Genomic DNA, 21,136 nt, shown 5'->3' with positions numbered 1-21,136 from the left:
CTGCAATTTCCGTCACGGTCAGATTACACCCGGGCTTTGCCCCGTGAGGACTGGACCTTCCGGTCCTGGCCCGATCCGCGGCCATGAGCCCGCCAGCCGCCACCGTCAGGGATGCGGCCAAGCTTCTTGATGTCGACGTGGACCAGCTTGCCAGGCTGATCGACCTCATACCGGTGAGGTGCCGGCCGGCGGACCGGCAGGCCGGTGGCCTGATCGATACAGTCCAGCTTCGGCATCCGGTAGCGGGCCAGGACCCGCCCGACGGTCGAGCGTGGCACGCGCAGGTGATAGCCGATCCGGTGCGGCCCCCATCGGCGGTTGAACCGCAGCGCGATGATCCGTCGCTCGGTACGTGCGCTGAGCCTGTTCGGGCTGTAGTGCGGACGGCTCGAGCGGTCAGCCAAACCGGTCCCTGCCCGATGCCGGCTCACCCAGCGAGACACCGTTGCCGGGGACACCTGGAAGCGTTCAGCAACGCGTCGCTGGGGCCAGCCGTGATCGACAACAAGACAGACGAGCCGGCGCCTACCCTCGATGGTCATCGGGGCGTTACGGTGTGTCATGGAAGACCTCCGGGTCAGGGTGCGTGTCGTTACCCACCTCGATACCGGGGGTCTTCTCTGACCTCAAATCCCGTTCACAACCTCCCGAGGAACTACACTTAGGCGCCAGAGAGTTTCCTCGCGATCCGGGCAAACGGGGTGAAATCCCCGGCGGGGGAGCGAAGCACCTCGGGGTTTGCGATTCCGACGGTAGCCAGGCAACCGTCGGACTCCACATCAAAAGCTGATGCCGCCGGGCCTAGCTTCCCGGCTACGCCAGCCCAACAGTTAGCCTTGCGCGTTCTTCGCGGCCTGTGCATGTGCCACATCATGTGCGAGTGCAAAGGCATCGGTGTTGCGCATGAAATCTCGTGCCCACTCCGCTCGTCTCGTGGCTGCACGTCGGTACTGACTGCGCTGAACCTTGTCCCCGGAAGTAGCAAACCCCTGCACGTTCTCGAGCCTCTCAAAGTGTTCCATGACCTTCGCGAAGGCATCGTCGGGGGAGGCGAGAGCGTGCGTGATGCTCTCGCCGTTCTCGATTTCGTCGTACAGCCAGCGTCCCTGAGCGTTCCGAAGCGCCCACGCGGGGGCTCGGTCGCCAATCTCCCTGCGCAGGTACGCATCGGGTTCCTCGGCCACGGTGATGTCGATACGCGCATACCGATCGCGCACGGCGGGCGAGCAGCGGAAGAGACGGCTAATGTCCCGCGCGTCGAATCCGGAAAAGTAGGGAACCTGCCCTGCAAGGGAACCGTCGGACTGAATCAGGTGATTGAAGAGGTAACTCGCGCTCCCGATGTACAGGCGGTCGCTGCCGGAGGATAACGGAGAGAGGTACTCCTCGACGTAGTACACGCACGAAAGGATGGCGGCCATGTCGGCGGCAATGGCCCGATCGAACTCTTGCGTACTTTCGGGGCGGAACTCCCACGTTGCACTTCCGTATTCCTTGTAAATCAGGTCGCGGAAAGCATCAACGGCTTCGTCGATTTCGCCCGTCACGCGTGGATCCCCTTCACCGGAATCTTTCGTCGAAAACCGATGCCTAACGTGCTTATCCGCGCGATCGGCGAACACGAGCTTCCACGTACCGCTTCCGTCGCTCCTTACGTTACGAAAGATCCCATACGAAACCGGTAAAACCCGACTCGTCGCCGTGGTCACCATGTTTACACCCTTAATTTCGCCCGGCTCGCTCCCCTCAAATTTCTCGTCGAGGTCATCTTTGAGGGACCGAAGGAAGCGATCGGGAGCCCCGCTCCTCGGCCGCACACGCCTCAGCTCACGAATGTGGAAACCCGAAATGGGGTCGATGACACTCTCGGAGCGCAACTCATCGAGATAGAGGCTTGCAGCAATCTTCGTGGGGAAGTGGTGTTCGGGCGGCTCCTGCGAGCACGCCTCTGCGCTCTGTGCGGTGCACTGTTGAATCTTGTCGAGCGGGGTAATGTGCCACATGCGGGACTCCAGGCGCCGGTCGTCGCTTCGTCGTGATTGAAAGGGGCGCGCACCGAGTTTACGTACCGGTTCTGGTGGAACTGCGAAAGACGCGAGGGCGTGAAAAACGGGCACCGCCTCCACCGTGATGGCGGGAAACGGTGCCCGTTCAATCCGCGGAGGATAGGGGATTTGAACCCCTGAGGGCGTGAACCCAACACGCGTTCCAGGCGTGCGCCATAGGCCGCTAGGCGAATCCTCCAGGTTGTTGCCGCGGAGCGGGCGGACCCGCCGGAAAAGGCAACGCGCTCCAGTGTACCCAAAAAGCCCTGGGTGGTGTATGCGAAGATCGGCGGCAGTCGGCATAGACGGGGCGAAGGTCACACGGCTTAGTCGTCTTCGGCGGAGAGGTCGGGGTGGCGAACGAGGTTGATGATCGCGGCGCCAAGCCCGCCCCACAGCATGAGCATCGAGACGATGAGCAGAGCGATCGCAGAGGCATTCATCGGTTCTTTCCCTTCGTGAAGAGGCGCGTGAAGAGGCCGGCGCGCGCGGGGTCGTCATCCGCGCGCAGCTCGTGCGGGAACTGGGTGTCGGGCGCGGGGACCTCGAGAGGCTTGCCGCGCACGACCCCTTGGGCGATCGGGTCGCCATCGGAATCGAGCTTGCCGACATTGGAGGCTTTCGGCCAGGGGATCCGGCTCATGATGAGGGCGAGAGCAACGAGCGCGGCCGCCATGCCCCACCCGAATGTGTTGACGAACCACGAGGGCATGCCGCCATAGCCGTTCGTGAGGATTTCGCGAGCATCCAGCACGAGAGTGACAGCGAGGATCACGGGAATGATGACCGACACCATGACGTACCAGAAATCGCCGACCTTGAACGAGCCGTACATGTTGAGGTGGTCGCGCAGCGCGGGGATACCTCGAACGACGTAGGCGAGGATGAGTGTGCCAGCGAGGGCCGCGACCACGATGCCGAACGAGTTGACGAATTTATCGGAAACATCGAGCAGATTCAGGCCCGTCGCCGTGGAAAAAGCGAGGGTCGAGAGAACCGCCATGGGAATACCCACGGCGAGCGTGCCCTTGGTGCGGCTCAGGCCGAGTTTGTCTTGCACAGCCGCGATGATGACCTCGAGGATCGAGATGAGCGACGTGAAGCCCGCGAGTAGAAGCGAGCCGAAGAACAGTACCCCGATGAGCACGCCGAGCGGTGCCTCGTTGATGATCGCCGGGAAGGCGATGAAGGCGAGCCCGATGCCGTCGGTGGCAACGTCGGTGACCTGCTGGCCCGTGGAGGCCGCCATGAAGCCAAGTGCCGCAAAGACGCCGATGCCCGCGAGGAGTTCAAAGCCCGAATTGGAAAAGGCGACGACGAGCCCCGAGCCCGTGAGGTCGGTCTTCTTCTTGAGGTAGGAGGAGTAGGTGAGCATGATGCCGAACGCCACCGAGAGCGAATAGAAGATCTGCCCGTACGCGGCGATCCACACCGATCCGTTCGTGAGGGCGCCCCAGTCGGGCGTGAAGAGTGCATCGAGGCCGAAGCCTGCGTTGGGGAGTGTCACGGCACGGAGCACGAGAATCAGGAACATCACGATGAGCAGCGGGATGAAGATCGTGCTTGAGCGGGCGATGCCTCCTTGCACGCCGAGCGCGAGGACGGCGACGCTCGCGACCCACACGATGATCATGGCGATCAGGATTTTCGGTACGAAGTCGAAGCCGATGCCGGTGGTTTCCGCCGGGACGGATGCGGTGAAGGACCCGAAGAATGAGCCTGGATCCTCACCCCAGGCCTTCGTGAAGCTGAAGATGAAGTACCACGCGGACCACGCGAGAATCGCCGCATAGTACGCCGCGATGACGACGCAGATCATGACCTGCCACCAGCCGATGGCCTCAACTTTGCGGTTCATGCGGCGCCACGCGAGCGGCGCGGAGCTGCGCCAGCGGTGCCCAATCGCATAGTCGATAAAAAGAAGGGGGACCCCGGCTGTGAGCAGCGCGATCAGGTAGGGGATCATGAACGCGCCGCCGCCGTTTTCGTAGGCGGTGTAGGGGAAGCGCCAAATGTTGCCAAGCCCCACCGCTGAACCGATTGCCGCGAAAATGAAGGCGCTCCTGCCTGAGAATGCGCCGCGGTTTGCTCGTTGCTGCTGCTCGGGCGCAGCGTGGGCGGTCGACTGCACGCCCGCGGGCCGGCTCGTGCTCGGGGCCGACGGTTCCGCTCCCAAATGGTGGGAATGCTCGGTCATGGTGTTCTTTCCTCGGTTTTCGCTCGCGTGGCGAGATCAGACTTCACAGTCTGGAGAAAGGGAGCGCCCCTGTCCACCGTCGTCCGCATTATGGTCGGGTCGGTCGGTGAGGCTCGGCTATGTCACAGAGGCCGACGGTGACTGTGCGAAAAATCCGGTGAGGCTGTATCGTTGTGGGCGACTCCCCGTGTGGTGTCATCCATCGGAATCCCCCAGGGCTTGACGGCAGCAAGGGTACGAAGGCTCTGGCAGGTGCGCGGGGAGTCGTTTTATGCCGTCAGTGTGCGGGGGCTAGTCGAGCGAATCGTCTTCGGGAAGAACAAATTCCTGGCCCACGACTCCCGTGATGAGGAGGGGGTCAATAGTTTCTCCCTCGCGGATGACGCTAATGAAGCCGTTCGGCTCCATAATCGCGCACTGAACTTGGCTCCGGGTAGCGATGCCGGAGCGACGGAACGCGAATGCGAGGTCCTGGTCCGTGACGCGGGCCCGCCGCGCATAGTGCTCGATTTTCTTACCGTGCGCGAAGACGACGACGGGCCGTTTGTTGAGGCCAAGAGCGGGATATCTCGTTGATCGCGATAGCGCCGTGTTGAGCGCGCCGAAGACCACTTCCATGAGAACGAGGGTGACGAGCCCGATGACACCTGCCGCGAGTGTCGGTGGATGCCCGATCACGACTCGCCCCGCGACCGCGCCGAGCATGATGATGACCGCCGCGTCGAAGCTCGTGGAGCCCGTGAGGATGCGCGGCCCGAAAATGTGGATGAGGAGATAGAAGACGAGGTAAATCACGACGGCGGAGAGGACCACGATGGGAATCCGCCACCATTCGATACCGATCGCTGAGATCAATGCCGCGGTCCACTCCTCAAACGTCATGCCTTAAGCCTAGGGCAACCAACGAGAGCCGCGGTGCTCGCCTCCATTAGGCTGGTGTCGTGGCTACAGCTCTTTACCGTCGTTATCGCCCCGAGTCCTTCGCCGAAGTGATCGGCCAGGACCACGTCACCGAGCCGATCCGGCGCGCATTGAAGTCGGGCCGCATCGGTCACGCCTATTTGTTCTCCGGCCCCCGCGGCTGCGGCAAGACCACCTCGGCGCGCATCCTCGCCCGTTGTCTTAACTGCGCTGAAGGCCCCACCGATACGCCGTGCGGCACGTGCGATTCGTGCCGCGATCTCGCGCGAGATGGGGCGGGCAGCCTCGATGTCGTCGAGATTGACGCGGCGAGCCACGGTGGCGTTGACGATGCTCGTGACCTGCGTGAACGTGCAGCTTTCGCTCCGGTCCGCGACCGCTTCAAGGTCTTCATCATCGACGAGGCCCACATGGTCACCTCGGCCGGCTTCAACGCGCTCCTGAAACTCGTCGAGGAACCGCCCGAGCACGTCAAGTTTGTGTTTGCGACGACCGAACCGGACAAGGTGATCGGCACGATCCGGTCGCGTACACACCACTATCCGTTCCGCCTCATCCCGCCGCAGGTGCTCCTTCCCTATCTCGAAGAGATCTGTGCGCAGGAGGGCGTCGCCGTGGAGGATGGAGTCCTCTCTCTCGCCGTGCGCGCTGGCGGCGGCTCTGCCCGAGACACCTTGAGCGTGCTCGACCAGTTGATCGCGGGTTCCGATGAACGCGGCGTTGAACTGGAGGTTGCGACCAACCTGCTGGGATTCACCGATGTGGAGCTGCTCAATCGCGCGGTTGAGGCGATCGCTGAGCACGATGCCGCGACCCTGTTCGGTGTGCTTGACGAGGTGATCGGTTCAGGCCACGAGCCTCGACGTTTCGTTGAGGATCTGCTCGAACGCTTCCGCGACTTGATCGTTCTGGTTGCCGCTCCGGAGCGTGCCCGCGACCTTCTTCCCGATGTGCCGCTCGATCAGCTCGACCGGTTGAGCACCCAGGCCGAGCGCTTCGAACCGCGCACTCTTACGGACTTGGCGCAGATCGTGAGCGAGGCCCTCAACTCCATGGTGGGCGCCACGTCGCCGCGTCTGCACCTCGAGCTTCTCGCCGCCCGCCTCATCCTTGGCTCATCTGCAGGCACCGGCGCCGCAATGGGCGGGGCGCACACGAACGCGAGCGGCACCGGCGGCTCGGCTCGCGGTGGTGCGCCGGGTGGGGCTTCTCAGTCCGACGCTTCCCGGCAAACACTCTCGCCACGTCAGCGCGCTGTGCAGGTCGCACGTGAACAAGCGGCAGCGGCCGCAGGGCGCGACAACGGTCAGGCTTCGCACGTGCGCGAAACTGAGGAGACTGCGCCCGAGACCTCTCGATCGACGCCGGAGCAGACTCAGCGGCAGGCGCAGCCTCAGTCACAAGAACAGCCTCAGCCACAAGAACAACCTCAGCAGCAGGCACAGCCTCAGGCGTCGGCACGGCCTCAGGCAGCGAGCAGCAGCGACGATTCATGGGGCGACCTCGTGGCGCCGCAACCGTCGGACTCCCTCAAGCCTGCCCCTTCCACCGCGCCACCGGCACCTTCCGCGCAGAGCGCGCCAACCCCGCAGGTCGCGCCGGCGAAGTCGGGAGCGAGCGTGAGCGATGTCGAGGGGCACTGGTCGGCGCTTATGGATACGCTTCAGACGCTCAAGCGTGCGTCGTGGGCGCTCATCGCCCAAAACGCGGGCCTTCACTCGTTTGATGGGTCAACCCTCGTGTTGAGTTTCCGCAGCCAGGGGCTCGTGAACGCGTTCTATCGAGGCCAGCACGCGCCGAATATGGCCGAAGCTGTGCGCCGCATCATGCGTGTGGACGTAACGGTCGAAGCTACTTCCGGTGAGGCGCCGCCGAGCGGTGGAAATAGCGCGGGGGGTGCTGGCCCAACCCGTGAACCCTCCACCGGCGGCGGGGCGAGCGGCGATTCTTCGCATGAGATGCCAGCCGAGGGGCCCCGCGGGGTGCAGAGCTCGGACACGAGGGTTCACTCCGGGCATGGCGAGGACAGCAGTCACGGGGGCCGAAACACCGTCGATGACGCACCGCCATTGAGTGATGACGATGCGCCAAGTGACGTGGAAGCGCCACCTGAGGATTGGGCGCCTGTTCCGCGAAGTGAGCGCAGCGCCTCAGAGAAACCGCGAGGCGTGACAGAGCCCGTGCGCATACCGGCACAGCCGGGTGAGGGGGAGCCGCGCACGCATGGTCAGCACGCGCTCGAAAGTGCGATGCGGCGAGCCTTTGGCAGTGGCTTTGAGCCAGCAGCGACTCTCGTGAACGTGCCCGATGCGCACGTCCCGACGAGCCATGAAAAAGATCCGGCGATCGAGAAAGCCCAGGCAGAGGTCGATGCGCAGAACGCAGATGCGTGGTCCGGATCGGGGAGCGCTGCATCGAACCGCGACGACAGCTGGGGATTAGGTGAAGCACCGGGGGAAAGGCCCGAGCCGGCGACCGAAAAACGTGAACTCACGCGCGGCCCGGGACTAGGCCCCGCCGGGGCGCCCCGACTCACGGGCGCCGCCCTCGCGCGTCAAGCGCTTCACGAGGCGCAGGCTCACCGCCACGCGGGTGGTGGCGGCTACGGGCACGAGGGCCGCGGCCAGCATGCGCCACACGCTCAGGAGACACAAGCGCCAGCCGCGCCTCAGGGGGACGATGACCCGTTCCAAGGCGCTTCGCTCGATGACGAGGACGCGTCCTCGACCGGTTCGCAGCGCCGCCCCGGGCGCGAAATCGTTGAAGAATTCCTCGGCGGCGAGGTGCTCGAAGTCATCGACGAGCAGCCCTGAGGCAAGGCCCCATTTCACATCATGAAGAGACTGTGAGCCTCAGGGGGTGATCAGCGTGGGCCAGGGGTCGAGGGCCTCGAGCTGGGCGGCGATGCTCAGCAACACTCCCTCGGCTCCGGGGCGCGTTCCCCCGAGGTGGACGCCCACGGGGAGCGTGACTCCCTCCACCACGGTGCGGTGAATCGGCACACTCATCGCGGCAAAGCCGTTCATGTTCCACACACTCGTAAACGGCGTGAAGCGCGACTGGAAGTCGAAGTCCTCGTGCGGATCGGAGGGAATCCGGTTGGCGAGCACGGGAGGCTCGGAGAGCATCGGCGTGAGGATCGCCTCGAAGCCCTGCCACGCCTCGGCCATGCGCCTCGTCAGCTCTTGAATCCGTGCGAGGGCAGCGGCGTATTCGACCCCGCTCACGCCGGCGCCGATGCGGCGTAACCAGCGTGTCAGCGCACCCACCCCCGCGGCTTCCTCGCCGACACGAGCCTCGGCACTTCCGGCCGGCCCGAAGGGCAACGGCAACGAGGCGGCGCCCACCGCCCACACGGGCATAAACGTTTGCCAATCCTCGGGCGTCATGGGGGCGGGGATCTCGATGATCGTGTGTCCGAGGGCTTCGAGAAGCGAGCGGGCACGCTCGACGGCTTCGAGAGAGGAGGCTGCGAGCTCCACGTTCGCGACCATCGGCTCAGTGATGAGCCCGATCCGGAGCGGCGGCACCTCGCGGGCCTCAAGCGCGACGAGAGTATGGTCGACCGCCGAGAGGGCGCCGCAACCGCGAGTGTCCAATGCTCGAGCGCCGGCATACGCATCGCCGGGCCGTGTCCTCGAAATGAGGTCAATTCCGAGCGCAACATCAGCGACCGTTCGCGCGAGCATCCCGTGACGCGCAAGACCCGGCCCATCCAGCCCATGCGGGCCGGAGCTCACCGTGCCGCGCGAGGTCACCATGCCGAGCACGCCATTGCACGCCGCGGGCACCCGCACGCTTCCGCCGGCATCGTTGCCGTGGGCGAGCGGCGCGATACCGCTCGCGACGGCTGCTCCGGCACCGCCGCTCGAGCCACCGGCGGTGCGCCGCGTATCCCACGGGGTGCGCGCTGCCCCAAGCGGCGATTCGCTAAACACGCTCATGCCGAATTCGCTCGTGGTCGTTTTCCCGATCGTGAGTGTCCCGGCACCCATGATGTCCTGGGCCACGCCATCGGTATGTGTCGAGACGTTCCCGGCGAGAGCTGGAGAACCGGCCTCGAAGGGGAGACCCTCGACCTCGACGAGGTCCTTGATCGGTACGGGAATGCCCGCGAGAAGCGGCGCCTTGACGTCGTTTCCCGCACGGAGCATCTCCTCGGCGCGCGCGGCCTGCCTCCTCGAGAGATCATCGGCAAAGCACGAAAAAGCTCCGAGCTTCTCTCCTCGTTCGTGGGCGCGCTCAAGCACACGCTCAATGTGGACGCTCGGCGTGAGCTCCCCGTCGCGATAGGCGCGCGCGAGGCGCAGCGCGCTGAAATCGAGCGGATCTTCTTGAGTTCCGGCGCCCACCATCATCAGCCTCTTAGTTCAGCGGTGCGAGAGGCGCGAAAAGGTCGGTGCGCGAGGTCGTCACGACCGTATCGTTCTCGCCCACCGGGACCGACACTTCCCAAAACGGAGGCGTGGGCTCGAGCCCACGGTCGGTCAGTGTTGTCAGCAGGGCATTCCACGAGTCGTCGCGCGTGCTGTAGGGGCCGTTGTGGGAAAGGGCCGCGATGCGCCCCTCGGGCAGGGTAACGGTGCGCGCCGCAAGGTCGGTGAAGGCTGAGGTGGCGTCGGACTTCACCGCGATTTCCTCTTCGAGCGGCGTTTCGATCGGGAAGCCGATCGCCACATCGCTTTTGGCGTGCGCGCTATCGATGCCGCCCACGCGGTAGAACACGACGACGAGATGCCCCGTGATCGCGGCCCCTTCGCGTTCGAGGGCCGGGGGAAGGGCCTCGGCAACCACGCGTGCACATTCTGCGAGAGTGTCCATCGCGAGATCGTTGACGCGGACGGCGGCGAGAGGCACGGAGGGCTGGTCGAGCACGGTCAGTGTCGAGTAGCCGCGGCCGTTTTCAACATCGCTTCCGCCGGGAGTCGTGTGGATGGTCATGGTGTGCTTTCGCGTTGAGAATAGGCGTGGGGCGAGTTTACGAGTTTATTTGTCTCACCCGTGCCATAGAGTTTAGGTGTGTTTCAGGGAATCGTGCAGGATCTGATCGACGAACTCGGGATGCTTCCCGGGGTGGGCCCCAAGTCGGCGCAGCGCATCGCGTTTTACGTGCTCGGTGCGGAAAGCGCGTCGATCGAGCGGCTGGCCTCGACCCTCACCGAGGTAAAAAGGCGCATCCGCTTTTGCGAGGTGTGCGGCAACATCGCGGAAGAAGAGCGTTGCGCGATCTGCCTCGACGAGCGCCGCAACGGTGCACTGCTGTGCGTTGTGGAAGAGCCGCGCGATGTATTCGCGATCGAGCGTCTTCGCGAGTATCGGGGCCGCTACCACGTGCTCGGTGGGGCGATCGACCCCATCGGCGGGGTTGGCCCGGCGGATCTGCGCATTCAGGAGCTTCAGGATCGCGTCTCACAGGGAGGCATCACCGAAGTCATCCTTGCGTTGGACCCGAACGTTCAGGGCGAGGCCACGAGCACGTACATCGCGCGCACGCTTGCTGATTCCGGAGTCGAGGTCACTCGCCTCGCCTCGGGGTTGCCGGTTGGCGGGGATCTTGATTATGCGGACGAAATGACACTCGGGCGCGCGTTCGCGGGGCGCCGGGCGTTTTAGGGGGATCGATGGTGCAGGTCGTTCAACCGGGTGCGGCGCCACAGGGGGGAGTCGGGGGTCCGACGCCTCCTGGGCTCACCGCGCAGCCACTTCCTCCACTGCTCGGCTTGCCTGAGCCGGAAAAGTTGCCCACGGGGGATCAAGTGGTCGATCTTCCGGAAGAGGTTCTTTTCGAATCAGCGCAAGTGATGCGCACGAAGGCTCGCTGGAAGATCTGGGTGTGGATGGCCCTCGTCGGGGCCGCGTCGTGGGGAACCCTCGGCATGGTTTTTCTTGGCTCGCTCACGCCCCTGTTCATGTTCCTTCCTCTTTTCGCTCTTGCGGAGCCTGGCTTCGTCACCTCGCTTTTGAGCGGCCTCGGGGTCTCCCTGTGGGAAGTGCTGGTCGTGGCTTTGGGATCGGCGCCTTTTGGCGCGCTCGCGGGCCTCGGCGCAGCGGCACTTGGTTTGCGTTCCGCAGCGAGGCTTCGCCCCCGTGAGTACCTCACGGAGCAGCTGTTTCGGCGGGCGATTGGTTGGTCGTTTGCGAAGTGGCTTTTATGGCCGCAGCTCGCGGTGCTCGGGCTCTCGATGCTGCTCACGGCCCTTCCTGGCAATAGTTTTATGCTCGCCGATTTCTCCTACATCGTTGTCGCGGGCTATCTTTCGATGCTCGCCGTAGCGATCGTGAGTGTGCCGGTCGCGGGCGGGTGTGCCCGCGCGGCGAACCCTCTCGGGCTCCCGGGGTACAACGCACTTGAGGGAAAGCGGCAAGCGGCTGTGGGCACACCCAAGTTTGCCCAGTACACGCGCGTGATGTTTGCGCAGGATCGCCGGCATTTGCCGCGCAACAAACTTGTAGTGAACTCGCGCATGTTTCTCGAATCGTTCTGGACGATTCTTCGCTATCGCGTGTGGCAGATCGTGCTTTTTGCCGCTCTCCTCGCCCCGTTCTACTTCCTCTCCGATATCGCCCAGCTTTTCAGCAACATTGACGATCTGAAGCAGGTGAGCGACGCGACCGATTTCTCCCTCGTGACGCGTCTCGCCTTTGTTCTTCTCGTGATCGCGTGGGGGAGTGCCTTCGCGTGGCTTCCGCCTCTCGTGCTCTCGCTCTTCCACCTCATTCCCTCGTCAAAGCGAGGAGTTCGCGATCAGCGCACGTACCCCACGATCACCGAGCGACTCGCCGTGAACCGCTGGGAACGCGGAGTCGTGTGGGTGACGACCCTTGGCCTCGCGGCGATCGAGGCCACGTGTCTCCTCGTGTTCCTGATCGTGTTGAACGCTTCCGGTGATGCGGGCGGGGCGGGCAGCGTGCACATCATGGCCCTTGTGTTTGCCGGGTTCAGCGCGAGTGCGCTCGGCATGATCGCCACGTATCGCGCGATCGCGATTGACCTGCGCACGATCGTGTACGGCCCCGCGGGCTGGTACGCGCGCCGCGAAGTTCCCTTTGCGGCGATCGCTCCAAAGCGAGGAACCAGAGCAGACATGGCCGACGACCCGCGCGTGAGGGCGGCCCTGCGAGAGCGCCAAGCGATGGCCCTTGGCCTACCAAAAAATGCGAGCCTCGAGCAGATCGCGAAAATTGCCTCGCGCACTGGGGTCCTCCCCGATTTCGGGCTCGGTGAGCAACAGATGGCCCCTGCGACCATCGAGCCGCCAAAAGTGAAAGGCGAACACGATATTCCGGAAACTCTCGAGGAACTCCACGCGGGACGCCTCACACTGTGAGCCTCGCCGGGCGTGCTGCGCTCGCACCTGCGCGCCGGGCTGCCACAATGACATGAGCATTAATATTCATGCCACCTTCGCGGGAAACCGCGCATGAAAGGGAAACTCGCCCATGGCGCTTGTCGTTCAAAAGTTTGGCGGATCGTCCGTCGAGGATGCCGCTGCGATCAAGCGCGTCGCCTCACGCATCTCGATGTACGCCAAAGCGGGGCACGAGGTCGTTGTCGTCGTCTCAGCGATGGGGGACATGACCGACGAGCTCATCGACCTCGCCCATGAGGTCACGGCTCAGCCGCCTGCCCGCGAACTCGACATGCTGCTCACGGCCGGCGAGCGCATCTCTATGGCCGTGTTGTCGATGGCGCTCAATGCGAATGGCGTGAGTGCCCGCGCCTACACCGGATCGCAGGCCGGGATGATCACCGATGAGCTTCACGGCGGCGCCCACATCATCGATGTGACACCGGGGCGAATTCGCACTGCACTCGATAACGGCCATGTCGCCATCGTTGCGGGGTTCCAGGGCGTTTCGCGAACCACGAAGGAGATCACGACTCTTGGGCGAGGCGGAAGTGACACGACCGCGGTTGCCCTCGCGGCAGCGCTTGAGTCGGACGTGTGCGAGATTTACAGCGATGTGGACGGTGTTTTCACAGCGGATCCGCGCATCGTGCCGAGCGCGTGTCGCATTCCCGAAATCAGCTCGGAGGAAATGCTCGAAATGGCCGCGGGAGGTGCCAAGATCCTCGCGCTGCGGTGCGTGGAGTACGCTCGGCGCTTTGAGGTGCCGCTCCACGTGCGCTCGAGCTACAGCGGCCGGATCGGCACCGTGATTTGCGAGAATTCCGAGCGTGATTTTCCCATCGACCCCGATATGACGAGGCACGGCGCCCTCAAGGCCGCCCATGCCGTTTCACCCACGAATGAGGAGGCCCCCGTGGCGTTCCAGATAGAGGGGGGCCACGAGGCTCCGCTGATTACGGGTATTGCCCATGATCGAAGCGAGGGGAAGGTGACCCTCGTTGAGGTCCCGGATACCCCTGGTAAGGCCGCTGCGGTGTTCGAGCTCGTTGCCTCAGTCGGGGCTCACGTCGACATGATTGTGCAAAATGTGTCGACTGTTGACGGGACGGTCGCCATCTCGTTCACGATCCCGGAGGCCCACGCCGAAGCGGCCACGCGCGCCCTCGAGGCGGCAAAAAAGGACATTGGCTACCGCGAGCTTCGCTACACGGACCAGATCGGGAAAGTGTCGGTGATCGGTGCGGGCATGAAGTCTAACCCTGGGGTTTCAGCGATGGCATTTCGTGCGCTCGCCAACGCAGGAATCAACATTTCGATGATCTCCACCTCGGAGATTCGCATCAGTATCGTGACGCGCGCCGATCAACTCGATCAGGCCGTACGCGAATTGCACACGGCTTTCGGCCTCGACGGTGAGGGCGAAGCTAAGGTTTACGCCGGAACGGGCCGCTGAGAGCGGGCGGAAGGAGAAGGCCATGGGCGAGAAGGTTATGGACAAGGACCCTTCGGGGCCCGTCATTGCAGTCGTGGGAGCCACGGGTCAGGTCGGCCGCGTGATGCTCGCGCTCCTCGAGGAACGGCGCGTTCGCCACTCGAGGATTCGTGTGTTCGCCTCCGAGCGTTCTGCGGGTTCGCGCCTTCGCGTGAACGGTGAGGACCTCGTGGTGGAGAATGCCGAGAAAGCGGAGCTCGAGGGCGAGGGTAACCGTGTGGACATCGCGTTGATGAGCGCGGGCGGTGCGACGTCCAAGAAACTCGCGCCCGTGTTCGCGGCCGCGGGGGCGACCGTGATCGATAACAGCTCCGCGTGGCGCAAAGATCCGGAGGTTCCCCTCGTCGTTGCCGAGGTCAACGGCCAGTGCGCGGAGAACACCCCGAAGGGGATCATCGCGAACCCTAACTGTACGACCATGGCGGCGATGCCGGCGCTCAAGGCGCTCCACGAGCGCGCGGGACTTGAGCGGCTCACGGTGGCGACCTATCAGGCCGTCTCGGGAAGCGGCGTCAAGGGCGTCGAGGAACTTGCGAGCCAGGCCCGGGCACTGTCGGCCACCCTCGAAGAGCTTTCCCTTGACGGTAGCCTCGAGGCCGAGCCGGCCCCGAGTGTGTATCCCGCACCGATTGCCTTCAACGCCGTGCCGTTTGCGGGCGCTCTTGTGGAGGATGGCTCTCTTGAGACAGATGAGGAGCAAAAGCTTCGTCACGAGTCACGGCGCATTCTTGAGCTTCCGGAGCTGCGCGTCTCCGGAACGTGCGTGCGCATCGGTGCGTTCACGGGGCACTCGCTCAGCATTCACGCTGAGTTCGAGCGGCCAATCAGCGTGGAAGAAGCACAGGAAGCAGTGCGAGCCCAGGCAGGCGTCAACCTCGTTGATCTGCCCACGTCGCGGCTTGCGGCCGGGCGCGACGGCACGTTCGTGGGGCGCTTCCGCCGTGATCAGGCGGTCCCTGACGGTCGTGGACTCATCTTCTTCGTGTCCTCGGATAACCTGCGCAAAGGCGCGGCCCTCAACGCGGTGCAAATCTGTGAGCGCCTCGTGAGGTGAAAACTCTCAAGCTGTGCAATACTGGTGGTAACTGCTGTAAATATTGGTATTCGTCCGTGAATTTTCCCCCACCAGCATCACGGTAACTTACCGTACGCGCAGGTCGAGCCTCGAAGGTGTGGTTCGAATCGCACGTACGCGGCAGTCACTCGAAAGCACCGTTGAAAAAGCCTAGGAGTGTTGACACATGACCCCCGATCGCCGCACCTCTCGTCTCACGGTCGAACCCTCCCGTGAGCCCGGCGCACGAGTCAACCTCACCCGCGCGCGAGGTGAACGCACGCGCGAGGTCATCCTTGAAGAGGCCACGCTCCTGTTCTCCTCGTATGGCTACCGCGGCACGTCGCTTCGCGACATTTCCGAACGGGTGGGCATTTCCCACCCCGGCATGCTTCATCATTTCTCCCGGAAGGAAGCCCTGCTTCAGGCCGTTCTTGAACGCGTTGCGCGCCACTTCGAAGAGCTTATTGACGATTTCGTGGCGACCGCGCAGGAGCCGGCCGCCATCCGTGAGTGGGATGCCGTGCGCCAGTATCAGTCGGTGATGTTCGCCGTGGTGCGGGCCGAGGCTGTCGAAAAGGACCACCCGGGGCATGAAGCCATCGTGGGTATGCAAACGATGGCCGAAGAAAAACTCACCGCACTTTTCGAGATGTACGAGGAAAAAGGGTGGCTTGAGGAAGGCGCGGCTCCAGAGTGGATCGCCCGATCGATCGTCGCGATGTGGACCGGAGTGTTCATGCGCGATGCACTCATGGATGATGGCCTCTATGATCATGACCTCTCGATCTTCCTGCGTATGTTCGTGATCCCCCTGCGCGAAGCTGACCCGTTTCCCCCGAAGGATGGAAAGTAGGGCCTATGGCGACCGAGGTTGAGCTCGACCGGCTCCGCAACGCTACCGTTCGGGAGTCATCAGGCGCGCGCCTCGGAAAGGTGTGCGAAATTTTCCTCAATGATCGCACGCAAAAAATCTCGTTTGTCACCATCGCACTCGGCCCTTTTGGGATGCGCGAAGTCTATATTCCCTATGAATATATCGACCTCGATAATGAAGGCCCCAAAACCTCTCTCTGTCGCGAAATACTCGAGGCTGCCCCCCGCGCTAACGGGCTTGGTCATTTGACGTTCACGCAAGAAGAACAACTGCGTTCCTACTACGAGTCGGCCGTCGTGGTCGATCCGCACTCCGCCCCGAAGTTCTGATCCGCCGAGGCTTCGATGGGCCGCGGCCACCGTCGGAAAATCAGACGTTGTTAACGGGCGCGTGAACGCCCGAAAGTACCCGGTGAACTCTCGGTGACCCCGGCGGGCGCGCACGTGCGCGGTCGATAGAGTCGAATCAATGGCGTTTTTTCGCCACTGGATAATGGTTTACTGATTCGGCACGAGGGTATATATGAAAATCTCGGTGATTGGGCTCGGATATCTTGGCGCGGTTCATGCAGTCTGCATGGCAGAACTGGGGCACGATGTCGTGGGGATCGATGTTGACACCGAGAGGATCGCCAAACTTGAGCGCGGCGAAGCGCCCTTTTTTGAGCCCGATTTCCCCGAAAAGCTCTCCGCTGCACTTGAGCGCGGAACACTCCGGTTTTCAGCAGACCTTTCGGATGTACGCGAGTGCGATGTGCACTTCGTGTGCGTGGGCACGCCGCAGGGGTCCGACGGTTCCGCCGACCTCGGTGCGCTTCACGCCGTTCGCGAAGGTCTTCAGAAGGTCCTCGCTGATTCCACTCGCGAGAAAGTTCTCGTGGTGGGCAAATCGACCGTGCCAGTGGGAACGGCGCGTGGCCTGAGCGAAGCCTTCGCCGAATTGCCAAATATTGAACTCGCCTGGAATCCGGAATTCCTGCGCGAGGGATACGCGGTGAAGGACACGCTCGGTCCCGATCGCCTGGTATACGGCGTGCACGAGGATCAGCAGTTTTCCATCGCGCACCTTGACGCGGTGTACGCCCCCATCCTCGAAGCCGGTACGCCCCGACTCGTGTATGGCTATGAGAGCGCCGAACTCGTGAAGGTGAGCGCAAACGCGTTCCTCGCGACGAAGATCAGCTTCGTCAATGCAGTCGCGGAAATGTGCGAAGCGACGGGTGCGGATGTCGTCGAAGTCGCCGAGGCCATCGGTCTCGACGAACGCATTGGACGCCGCTTCCTCAAGGCCGGTATCGGTTTCGGCGGCGGGTGCCTCCCGAAGGATGTGCGTGCGTTCATCGCGAGCGCCGAGGAGCACGGCGTGGGGGATTCCTTCGAGTTTCTCCGCAACGTCGACCGGATTAACCAAAAGCGCCGTGCACGCCCCGTTCAGCTCGCTCTCGAACACTTCGGCGGCAACCTCGCGGGCGTGCCCATCACCGTTCTTGGTGCGGCATTCAAGCCCTATAGTGACGACGTACGCGATTCGCCGGCCATCGACATTGCGCTCTCGCTCGCGCGTCACGGCGCCGATGTGCGCATCACCGATCCGCAAGCCCTCGACGTTGTGCGGGGCCGCTACGAAGAACTGACCCTCGTGGACGACCTCGAAGAAGCGATGAGCGGTGCGCGCCTGCTGATCCTCGCGACGGAGTGGCAGATCTACCGCGATCTTGATCCCGAGCGCGTTGCTGAGCTCGTGGCGGAACGGGTGGTGATCGACGGCCGTGGCGTGTTCGACCTTGCTCGCTGGCGCAAGGCGGGATTCGAGATCATGGCGCTCGGTCGTGGTGATCGGGCCGGGAGGCTCGCCTAGCTGTCTCGAGTGCCGTGCCGTGGCACACTAGCGGCTATGGGTGCAGCTCAGTTGATTGTGACGGGTGGCGCGGGGTTCATTGGTTCGAACTTCGTGCGCCACGTCGTTACACACGCGGATTATTCGGTGACAGTGCTCGACAAGCTCACGTATGCCGGATGCGAAGAAAACCTTGCGGATCTTCCCGAGCACCGCGTGCGTCTCGTTGTCGGGGACGTTGCCGATCGTGAGGTGACGCGTACGCTCGTGGGGAGCCTCGACCCCGAGTGTGATGCCGTGGTGCACTTCGCCGCCGAATCCCACAACGACAATGCCCTTGCCGATCCCTCCGTGTTCGTGCACTCCAACATCGTGGGGACGTTCGCGCTCTTGGAGGCGGTGCGCGAGTATGGTGTGCGCCTGCATCATGTCTCGACCGACGAAGTGTACGGGGACCTCGCTCTCGATACCGAAGAGCGCTTTACGGAGGGGTCTCCCTACCGGCCCAGTTCGCCCTATAGCGCATCGAAAGCGTCGAGTGATCTCCTCGTGGGCGCGTGGGTGCGCAGCTTCGGCGTGAGAGCCACGATTTCGACGTGCTCGAATAACTACGGCCCCCGCCAGCACGTCGAGAAGTTCATTCCCCGGCAAATTACGAACCTTATCGACGGCGTGCGCCCGCGCGTCTTCGGCGATGGCGCGCACGTGCGCGATTGGATCCACGTTGACGATCATTCGTCGGCCGTTCTTGCTATTCTCGAGCGCGGACGCATCGGTGAAACCTACCTGGTTGGCGCCGGGTGCGAGAAAAGCAACCGCGAGGTCGCCGAAATTATCCTTGAGGTATGTGGGCGCGAGGCCGGCGAGATCGACTTCGTGGCCGACCGGCCCGGGCACGACGTGCGCTACGCACTCGATGCCCGCAAACTCGAGCAGGAACTTGGGTGGCGCCCGCGCCACCGCGACTTCACAGCCGGTATCCGTGAGACCGTACGCTGGTACCGCGACAACGAGCAGTGGTGGCGGGCCTCGAAGGCCGCGACCGAGGCGACATACGCGAAAAACGAACAGTAAGGAATGCCCGTGTCCCACGATTTTGCAACCTCGCCTGTGGAGAGTGCATGGCAGCAGGCCACCGAGACCCCCGAGCGGACCCTTGTGGTGGGTGCCGGCGGGCAGCTTGGTCGCGCCCTCCAGGGTTTGTGGCTTGGCCGCGACGACGTGGATTTCCTCGAGCGCGAGGTTCTCGATATTGGCGCGCATGCCTCGATTGAGGCCTTTGATTTTTCGCCCTACTCGGTGATCGTCAACGCTGCGGGATATACCGACAAGGATGGCGCGGAGAGCGCCGAGGGCCGCCGTGAGGCGTGGGCCGTGAACGCCCAGGGCGTCGCGCTACTCGTGTCGGCCGCGCGCGAAGCGGGCGCCGTTCTTGTGCATATCTCAAGCGACTACGTGTTCGATGGCTCGGAAGCGTTCCATACCGAAGAAGAGGGCTTTGCGCCGCTTGGCGTTTACGGTCAAACAAAGGCCGCCGGAGACGCGGCGGTCTCGACCCTCGCGGCGCATTACATTCTCCGCACGAGCTGGGTTGTAGGCGAGGGCAAGAACTTTGTGGCGACGATGCGCGAGCACGCACGAAACGGCGAATCGCCCTCCGTTGTGAACGACCAGTTCGGGCGCTTGACCTTCACCGAGGAAATTGCCCGTGCGATTGACTTCGTGTTGCGTGAACACGCGCCGTTTGGCACCTACAACGTGTCGAATTCCGGCGATCCCGCGTCGTGGTTTGACATCGCTCAAAAGGTTTTCGAGCTCACGGGGCACGATCCCAACATGGTCCAAAGCGTGTCGAGTGCGGAGTACCTCGATGCGCACAAGGGCGTCGCTCTGCGCCCCATCAATTCGGCGCTTGATCTGAGCAAGATCACCGAAGCGGGTTTTCGCCCGCGTGAACAGTTCGAGGCTCTCGCGGCGTACCTCGCCTAGCGATCGAAGTTGCGGCGCATGAGCACGATTGCGCCCGTTGCCGCAAGGCCAAGGCCCGCAATTACGCCCCCGATGAGCCATGCGACCGAGAGCCCGAGCGGTTGGCGAGAGGGATCGGTAATGAGCTGGGTCGAGCCTTCGTTCGACTCGTCGTCAGGCTTTGCGGGAAAGCTGCCCGGCGTGGGACCGGGCCTGTCAACGCCATCACTGCCCTTGCCATGGCCCGCGAGTTTTGAATAGTCGCTTCCTACAGCGCCGAAATCGGCCGAACGGCCGTGACCATTTCGCGCGGGGATACGTGACATGTGCGGGGCTCGAGGGCGAACGAAGTCGGAGCCAGCAGCCTCGGTTGAGGAGTTTCCACTTTCGCCGTCGGTGTCGAGCCCGGGGGCCTGGTCGGTGTCAGCGGGAGCCTCACTCGGATGTGCGTGCGAGGGCTCGCCTGAGTTGGGGAGAGGCGAAGGAGCTGCCGATGGTGAAGGCGCGGCCGGTTCCGAAGGCGCCGCTGTGGGGTGTTCCGTGGGTTCCGGTTCCTCGGAGGGAGACTCCGTGGGGCTTGGCTTGGGCTGTGTTGTTGGCGTTGGGGAAGGGGAGGGCGTGGGCTCCGCCGTGGGTTCCGCCGTGGGCTTCGGTGTCGGCTCCGAGGTTGGCTTCGGTGTCGGCTCCGAGGTTGGCTTCGGTGTCGGCTCGGTGGTCGGTTCCCGGGATGGCTCGGGGGAAGGCTCCGTGGTGGGCTTTGGTGTCGGCGCAGGTGTAGGGGAGGGGCTCGCCGTGGGGTCCTCGGGAGGTTCCTTTGTTGGCGTGGGGCTCGGCGCCGGGTCCGACGGTTCAGCCGGCGTCGTCGGGGGCGGAGCCTGATCGGTGATCTCGACCGTCGCCTTCGAGGCGGTTCCCTCGTCGAGCGGTGCCACGCTAATCGCGTAGGTTCCGGGTTCGGCGATCACGAAGGTCACCGTTGCGCGCCCATCAGCGCCTACCGCAGCAATCTCGCGCGAATAACCGAGCGGTGCGGTGCCCTCGGGAATTCCCTCGACGGGAGCGGGCACGGCATCACCCGAGCCGGACGGCGAAGCATGTCGATACTCGCCGCGCACGCGCTGCCCTTCCTTGAGGCCGCACACGAGAGCGGTGAACTCCTTGGCCTTTTCCACCTTCTTCGCGGAAAGGGTAGCGGCGCCGGGCGTACAGGTAGTGTCGGCAGCGAACGCCGCCACGGGGTGAAACGAGACCGGTGACGAAAGCGCAAGGCTCGAGGCCAGAACGCTCGCGCCCACGACGGCACCGCCGAGGCGGCGCCGAAGCGCGGTGTTCCGGTGTGGTGCCATGCGGTGTCCTCACGGGGTTGGCGAGCGGTAGTGAGCGGCGCGACGAAG

Annotated in this window: 17 protein-coding genes, 1 tRNA gene, 1 other RNA gene and 1 pseudogene; 11 read left to right on the top strand and 9 right to left on the bottom strand. The window is 63.8% G+C overall.

Annotation, left to right across the window (positions count from 1 at the left end):
- Window positions 1-32 precede the first annotated feature (32 nt).
- From NBW56_RS09840 to NBW56_RS09820, 5 genes and pseudogenes are all read right to left on the bottom strand, one after another.
- Window positions 33-563, bottom strand: a pseudogene (locus tag NBW56_RS09840) (helix-turn-helix domain-containing protein); the annotation flags it as partial.
- 267 nt (window positions 564-830) lie between these two features.
- Window positions 831-2,003 (bottom strand): hypothetical protein, encoded by a 1,173-nt coding sequence (locus NBW56_RS09835; RefSeq protein WP_250259107.1) that lies wholly within the window; start codon window positions 2,001-2,003, stop codon window positions 831-833.
- A 156-nt stretch (window positions 2,004-2,159) separates the two neighbouring features.
- Window positions 2,160-2,244, bottom strand: a tRNA-Ser gene (locus NBW56_RS09830).
- Window positions 2,245-2,371: 127 nt separating this feature from the next.
- Window positions 2,372-2,488 carry a methionine/alanine import family NSS transporter small subunit gene (locus NBW56_RS09825; RefSeq protein WP_250259105.1) on the bottom strand — a complete coding sequence of 39 codons (117 nt, stop codon included), beginning with the start codon at window positions 2,486-2,488 and terminating at the stop codon, window positions 2,372-2,374.
- Window positions 2,485-4,242, bottom strand: a complete 1,758-nt coding sequence (locus NBW56_RS09820; RefSeq protein ID WP_250259103.1) for a sodium-dependent transporter — start codon at window positions 4,240-4,242, stop codon at window positions 2,485-2,487. Before NBW56_RS09820 ends, NBW56_RS09825 begins: the two co-directional genes overlap by 4 nt.
- A 176-nt stretch (window positions 4,243-4,418) precedes the next feature.
- Here NBW56_RS09820 and ffs point away from each other — a divergent pair.
- Window positions 4,419-4,514: signal recognition particle sRNA small type (ffs, locus tag NBW56_RS09815), an RNA gene on the top strand.
- A gap of 19 nt (window positions 4,515-4,533) precedes the next feature.
- On the opposite strand, the gene NBW56_RS09810 is transcribed toward ffs, so the two are convergent.
- Window positions 4,534-5,124, bottom strand: coding sequence for a DUF421 domain-containing protein (locus tag NBW56_RS09810; RefSeq protein WP_250259101.1), 591 nt, complete (start codon window positions 5,122-5,124; stop codon window positions 4,534-4,536).
- 59 nt (window positions 5,125-5,183) lie between these two features.
- Here NBW56_RS09810 and NBW56_RS09805 point away from each other — a divergent pair, with 59 nt between their 5' ends.
- The gene (locus tag NBW56_RS09805) at window positions 5,184-7,976 is read left to right on the top strand and encodes a DNA polymerase III subunit gamma and tau (protein WP_250259100.1); all 2,793 of its coding nucleotides are present in this window, start codon (window positions 5,184-5,186) and stop codon (window positions 7,974-7,976) included.
- Between the two features lie 39 nt (window positions 7,977-8,015).
- Here the strand turns inward: NBW56_RS09805 and NBW56_RS09800 are convergent, their stop codons facing one another.
- Both NBW56_RS09800 and NBW56_RS09795 read right to left on the bottom strand, forming a co-directional pair.
- Window positions 8,016-9,521 carry an amidase gene (locus tag NBW56_RS09800; protein WP_250259098.1) on the bottom strand — a complete coding sequence of 502 codons (1,506 nt, stop codon included), beginning with the start codon at window positions 9,519-9,521 and terminating at the stop codon, window positions 8,016-8,018.
- 7 nt (window positions 9,522-9,528) lie between these two features.
- The gene (locus NBW56_RS09795; protein ID WP_250259096.1) at window positions 9,529-10,104 is read right to left on the bottom strand and encodes a GyrI-like domain-containing protein; all 576 of its coding nucleotides are present in this window, start codon (window positions 10,102-10,104) and stop codon (window positions 9,529-9,531) included.
- Window positions 10,105-10,182: 78 nt separating this feature from the next.
- On the opposite strand from NBW56_RS09795, the gene recR reads away from it, so the two are divergent.
- The 9 genes from recR to NBW56_RS09750 all read left to right on the top strand — a co-directional run bounded on the left by recR (window position 10,183) and on the right by NBW56_RS09750 (window position 19,763).
- Window positions 10,183-10,776, top strand: coding sequence for a recombination mediator RecR (gene recR, locus NBW56_RS09790; protein ID WP_284346112.1), 594 nt, complete (start codon window positions 10,183-10,185; stop codon window positions 10,774-10,776).
- A 107-nt stretch (window positions 10,777-10,883) separates the two neighbouring features.
- Entirely contained in the window at window positions 10,884-12,491 is a 1,608-nt protein-coding gene (locus NBW56_RS09785) for a hypothetical protein (protein WP_250259087.1), read from the top strand.
- Window positions 12,492-12,603: 112 nt separating this feature from the next.
- Window positions 12,604-13,968, top strand: a complete 1,365-nt coding sequence (locus NBW56_RS09780; protein ID WP_250259085.1) for an aspartate kinase — start codon at window positions 12,604-12,606, stop codon at window positions 13,966-13,968.
- 22 nt (window positions 13,969-13,990) lie between these two features.
- Window positions 13,991-15,061: an aspartate-semialdehyde dehydrogenase gene (locus tag NBW56_RS09775; RefSeq protein ID WP_250259084.1), complete on the top strand. Its 1,071-nt coding sequence runs from the start codon at window positions 13,991-13,993 to the stop codon at window positions 15,059-15,061.
- Between the two features lie 187 nt (window positions 15,062-15,248).
- Window positions 15,249-15,917, top strand: a complete 669-nt coding sequence (locus tag NBW56_RS09770) for a TetR/AcrR family transcriptional regulator (protein WP_250259083.1) — start codon at window positions 15,249-15,251, stop codon at window positions 15,915-15,917.
- 5 nt (window positions 15,918-15,922) lie between these two features.
- Entirely contained in the window at window positions 15,923-16,267 is a 345-nt protein-coding gene (locus NBW56_RS09765; protein ID WP_055088921.1) for a PRC-barrel domain-containing protein, read from the top strand.
- 193 nt (window positions 16,268-16,460) lie between these two features.
- Window positions 16,461-17,795 carry a UDP-glucose dehydrogenase family protein gene (locus NBW56_RS09760; protein WP_150333745.1) on the top strand — a complete coding sequence of 445 codons (1,335 nt, stop codon included), beginning with the start codon at window positions 16,461-16,463 and terminating at the stop codon, window positions 17,793-17,795.
- A gap of 36 nt (window positions 17,796-17,831) precedes the next feature.
- Window positions 17,832-18,848: a dTDP-glucose 4,6-dehydratase gene (gene rfbB / locus NBW56_RS09755; protein ID WP_250259082.1), complete on the top strand. Its 1,017-nt coding sequence runs from the start codon at window positions 17,832-17,834 to the stop codon at window positions 18,846-18,848.
- 9 nt (window positions 18,849-18,857) lie between these two features.
- Window positions 18,858-19,763 (top strand): SDR family oxidoreductase, encoded by a 906-nt coding sequence (locus NBW56_RS09750; protein WP_250259081.1) that lies wholly within the window; start codon window positions 18,858-18,860, stop codon window positions 19,761-19,763.
- Here the strand turns inward: NBW56_RS09750 and NBW56_RS09745 are convergent.
- Complete coding sequence (locus tag NBW56_RS09745) at window positions 19,760-21,088, bottom strand: hypothetical protein (RefSeq protein WP_250259074.1); 1,329 nt, start codon at window positions 21,086-21,088, stop codon at window positions 19,760-19,762. The two genes, NBW56_RS09750 and NBW56_RS09745, sit on opposite strands and share 4 nt — an antisense overlap.
- Between the last annotated feature and the right edge of the window lie 48 nt (window positions 21,089-21,136).

The sequence above is a fragment of the Dermabacter sp. Marseille-Q3180 genome (genome assembly GCF_940792985.1).
GTDB lineage: Bacteria > Actinomycetota > Actinomycetes > Actinomycetales > Dermabacteraceae > Dermabacter > Dermabacter vaginalis.
Note: the sequence above shows the minus strand (reverse complement) of the source record. Positions and strands in the feature narration are given on the sequence as shown.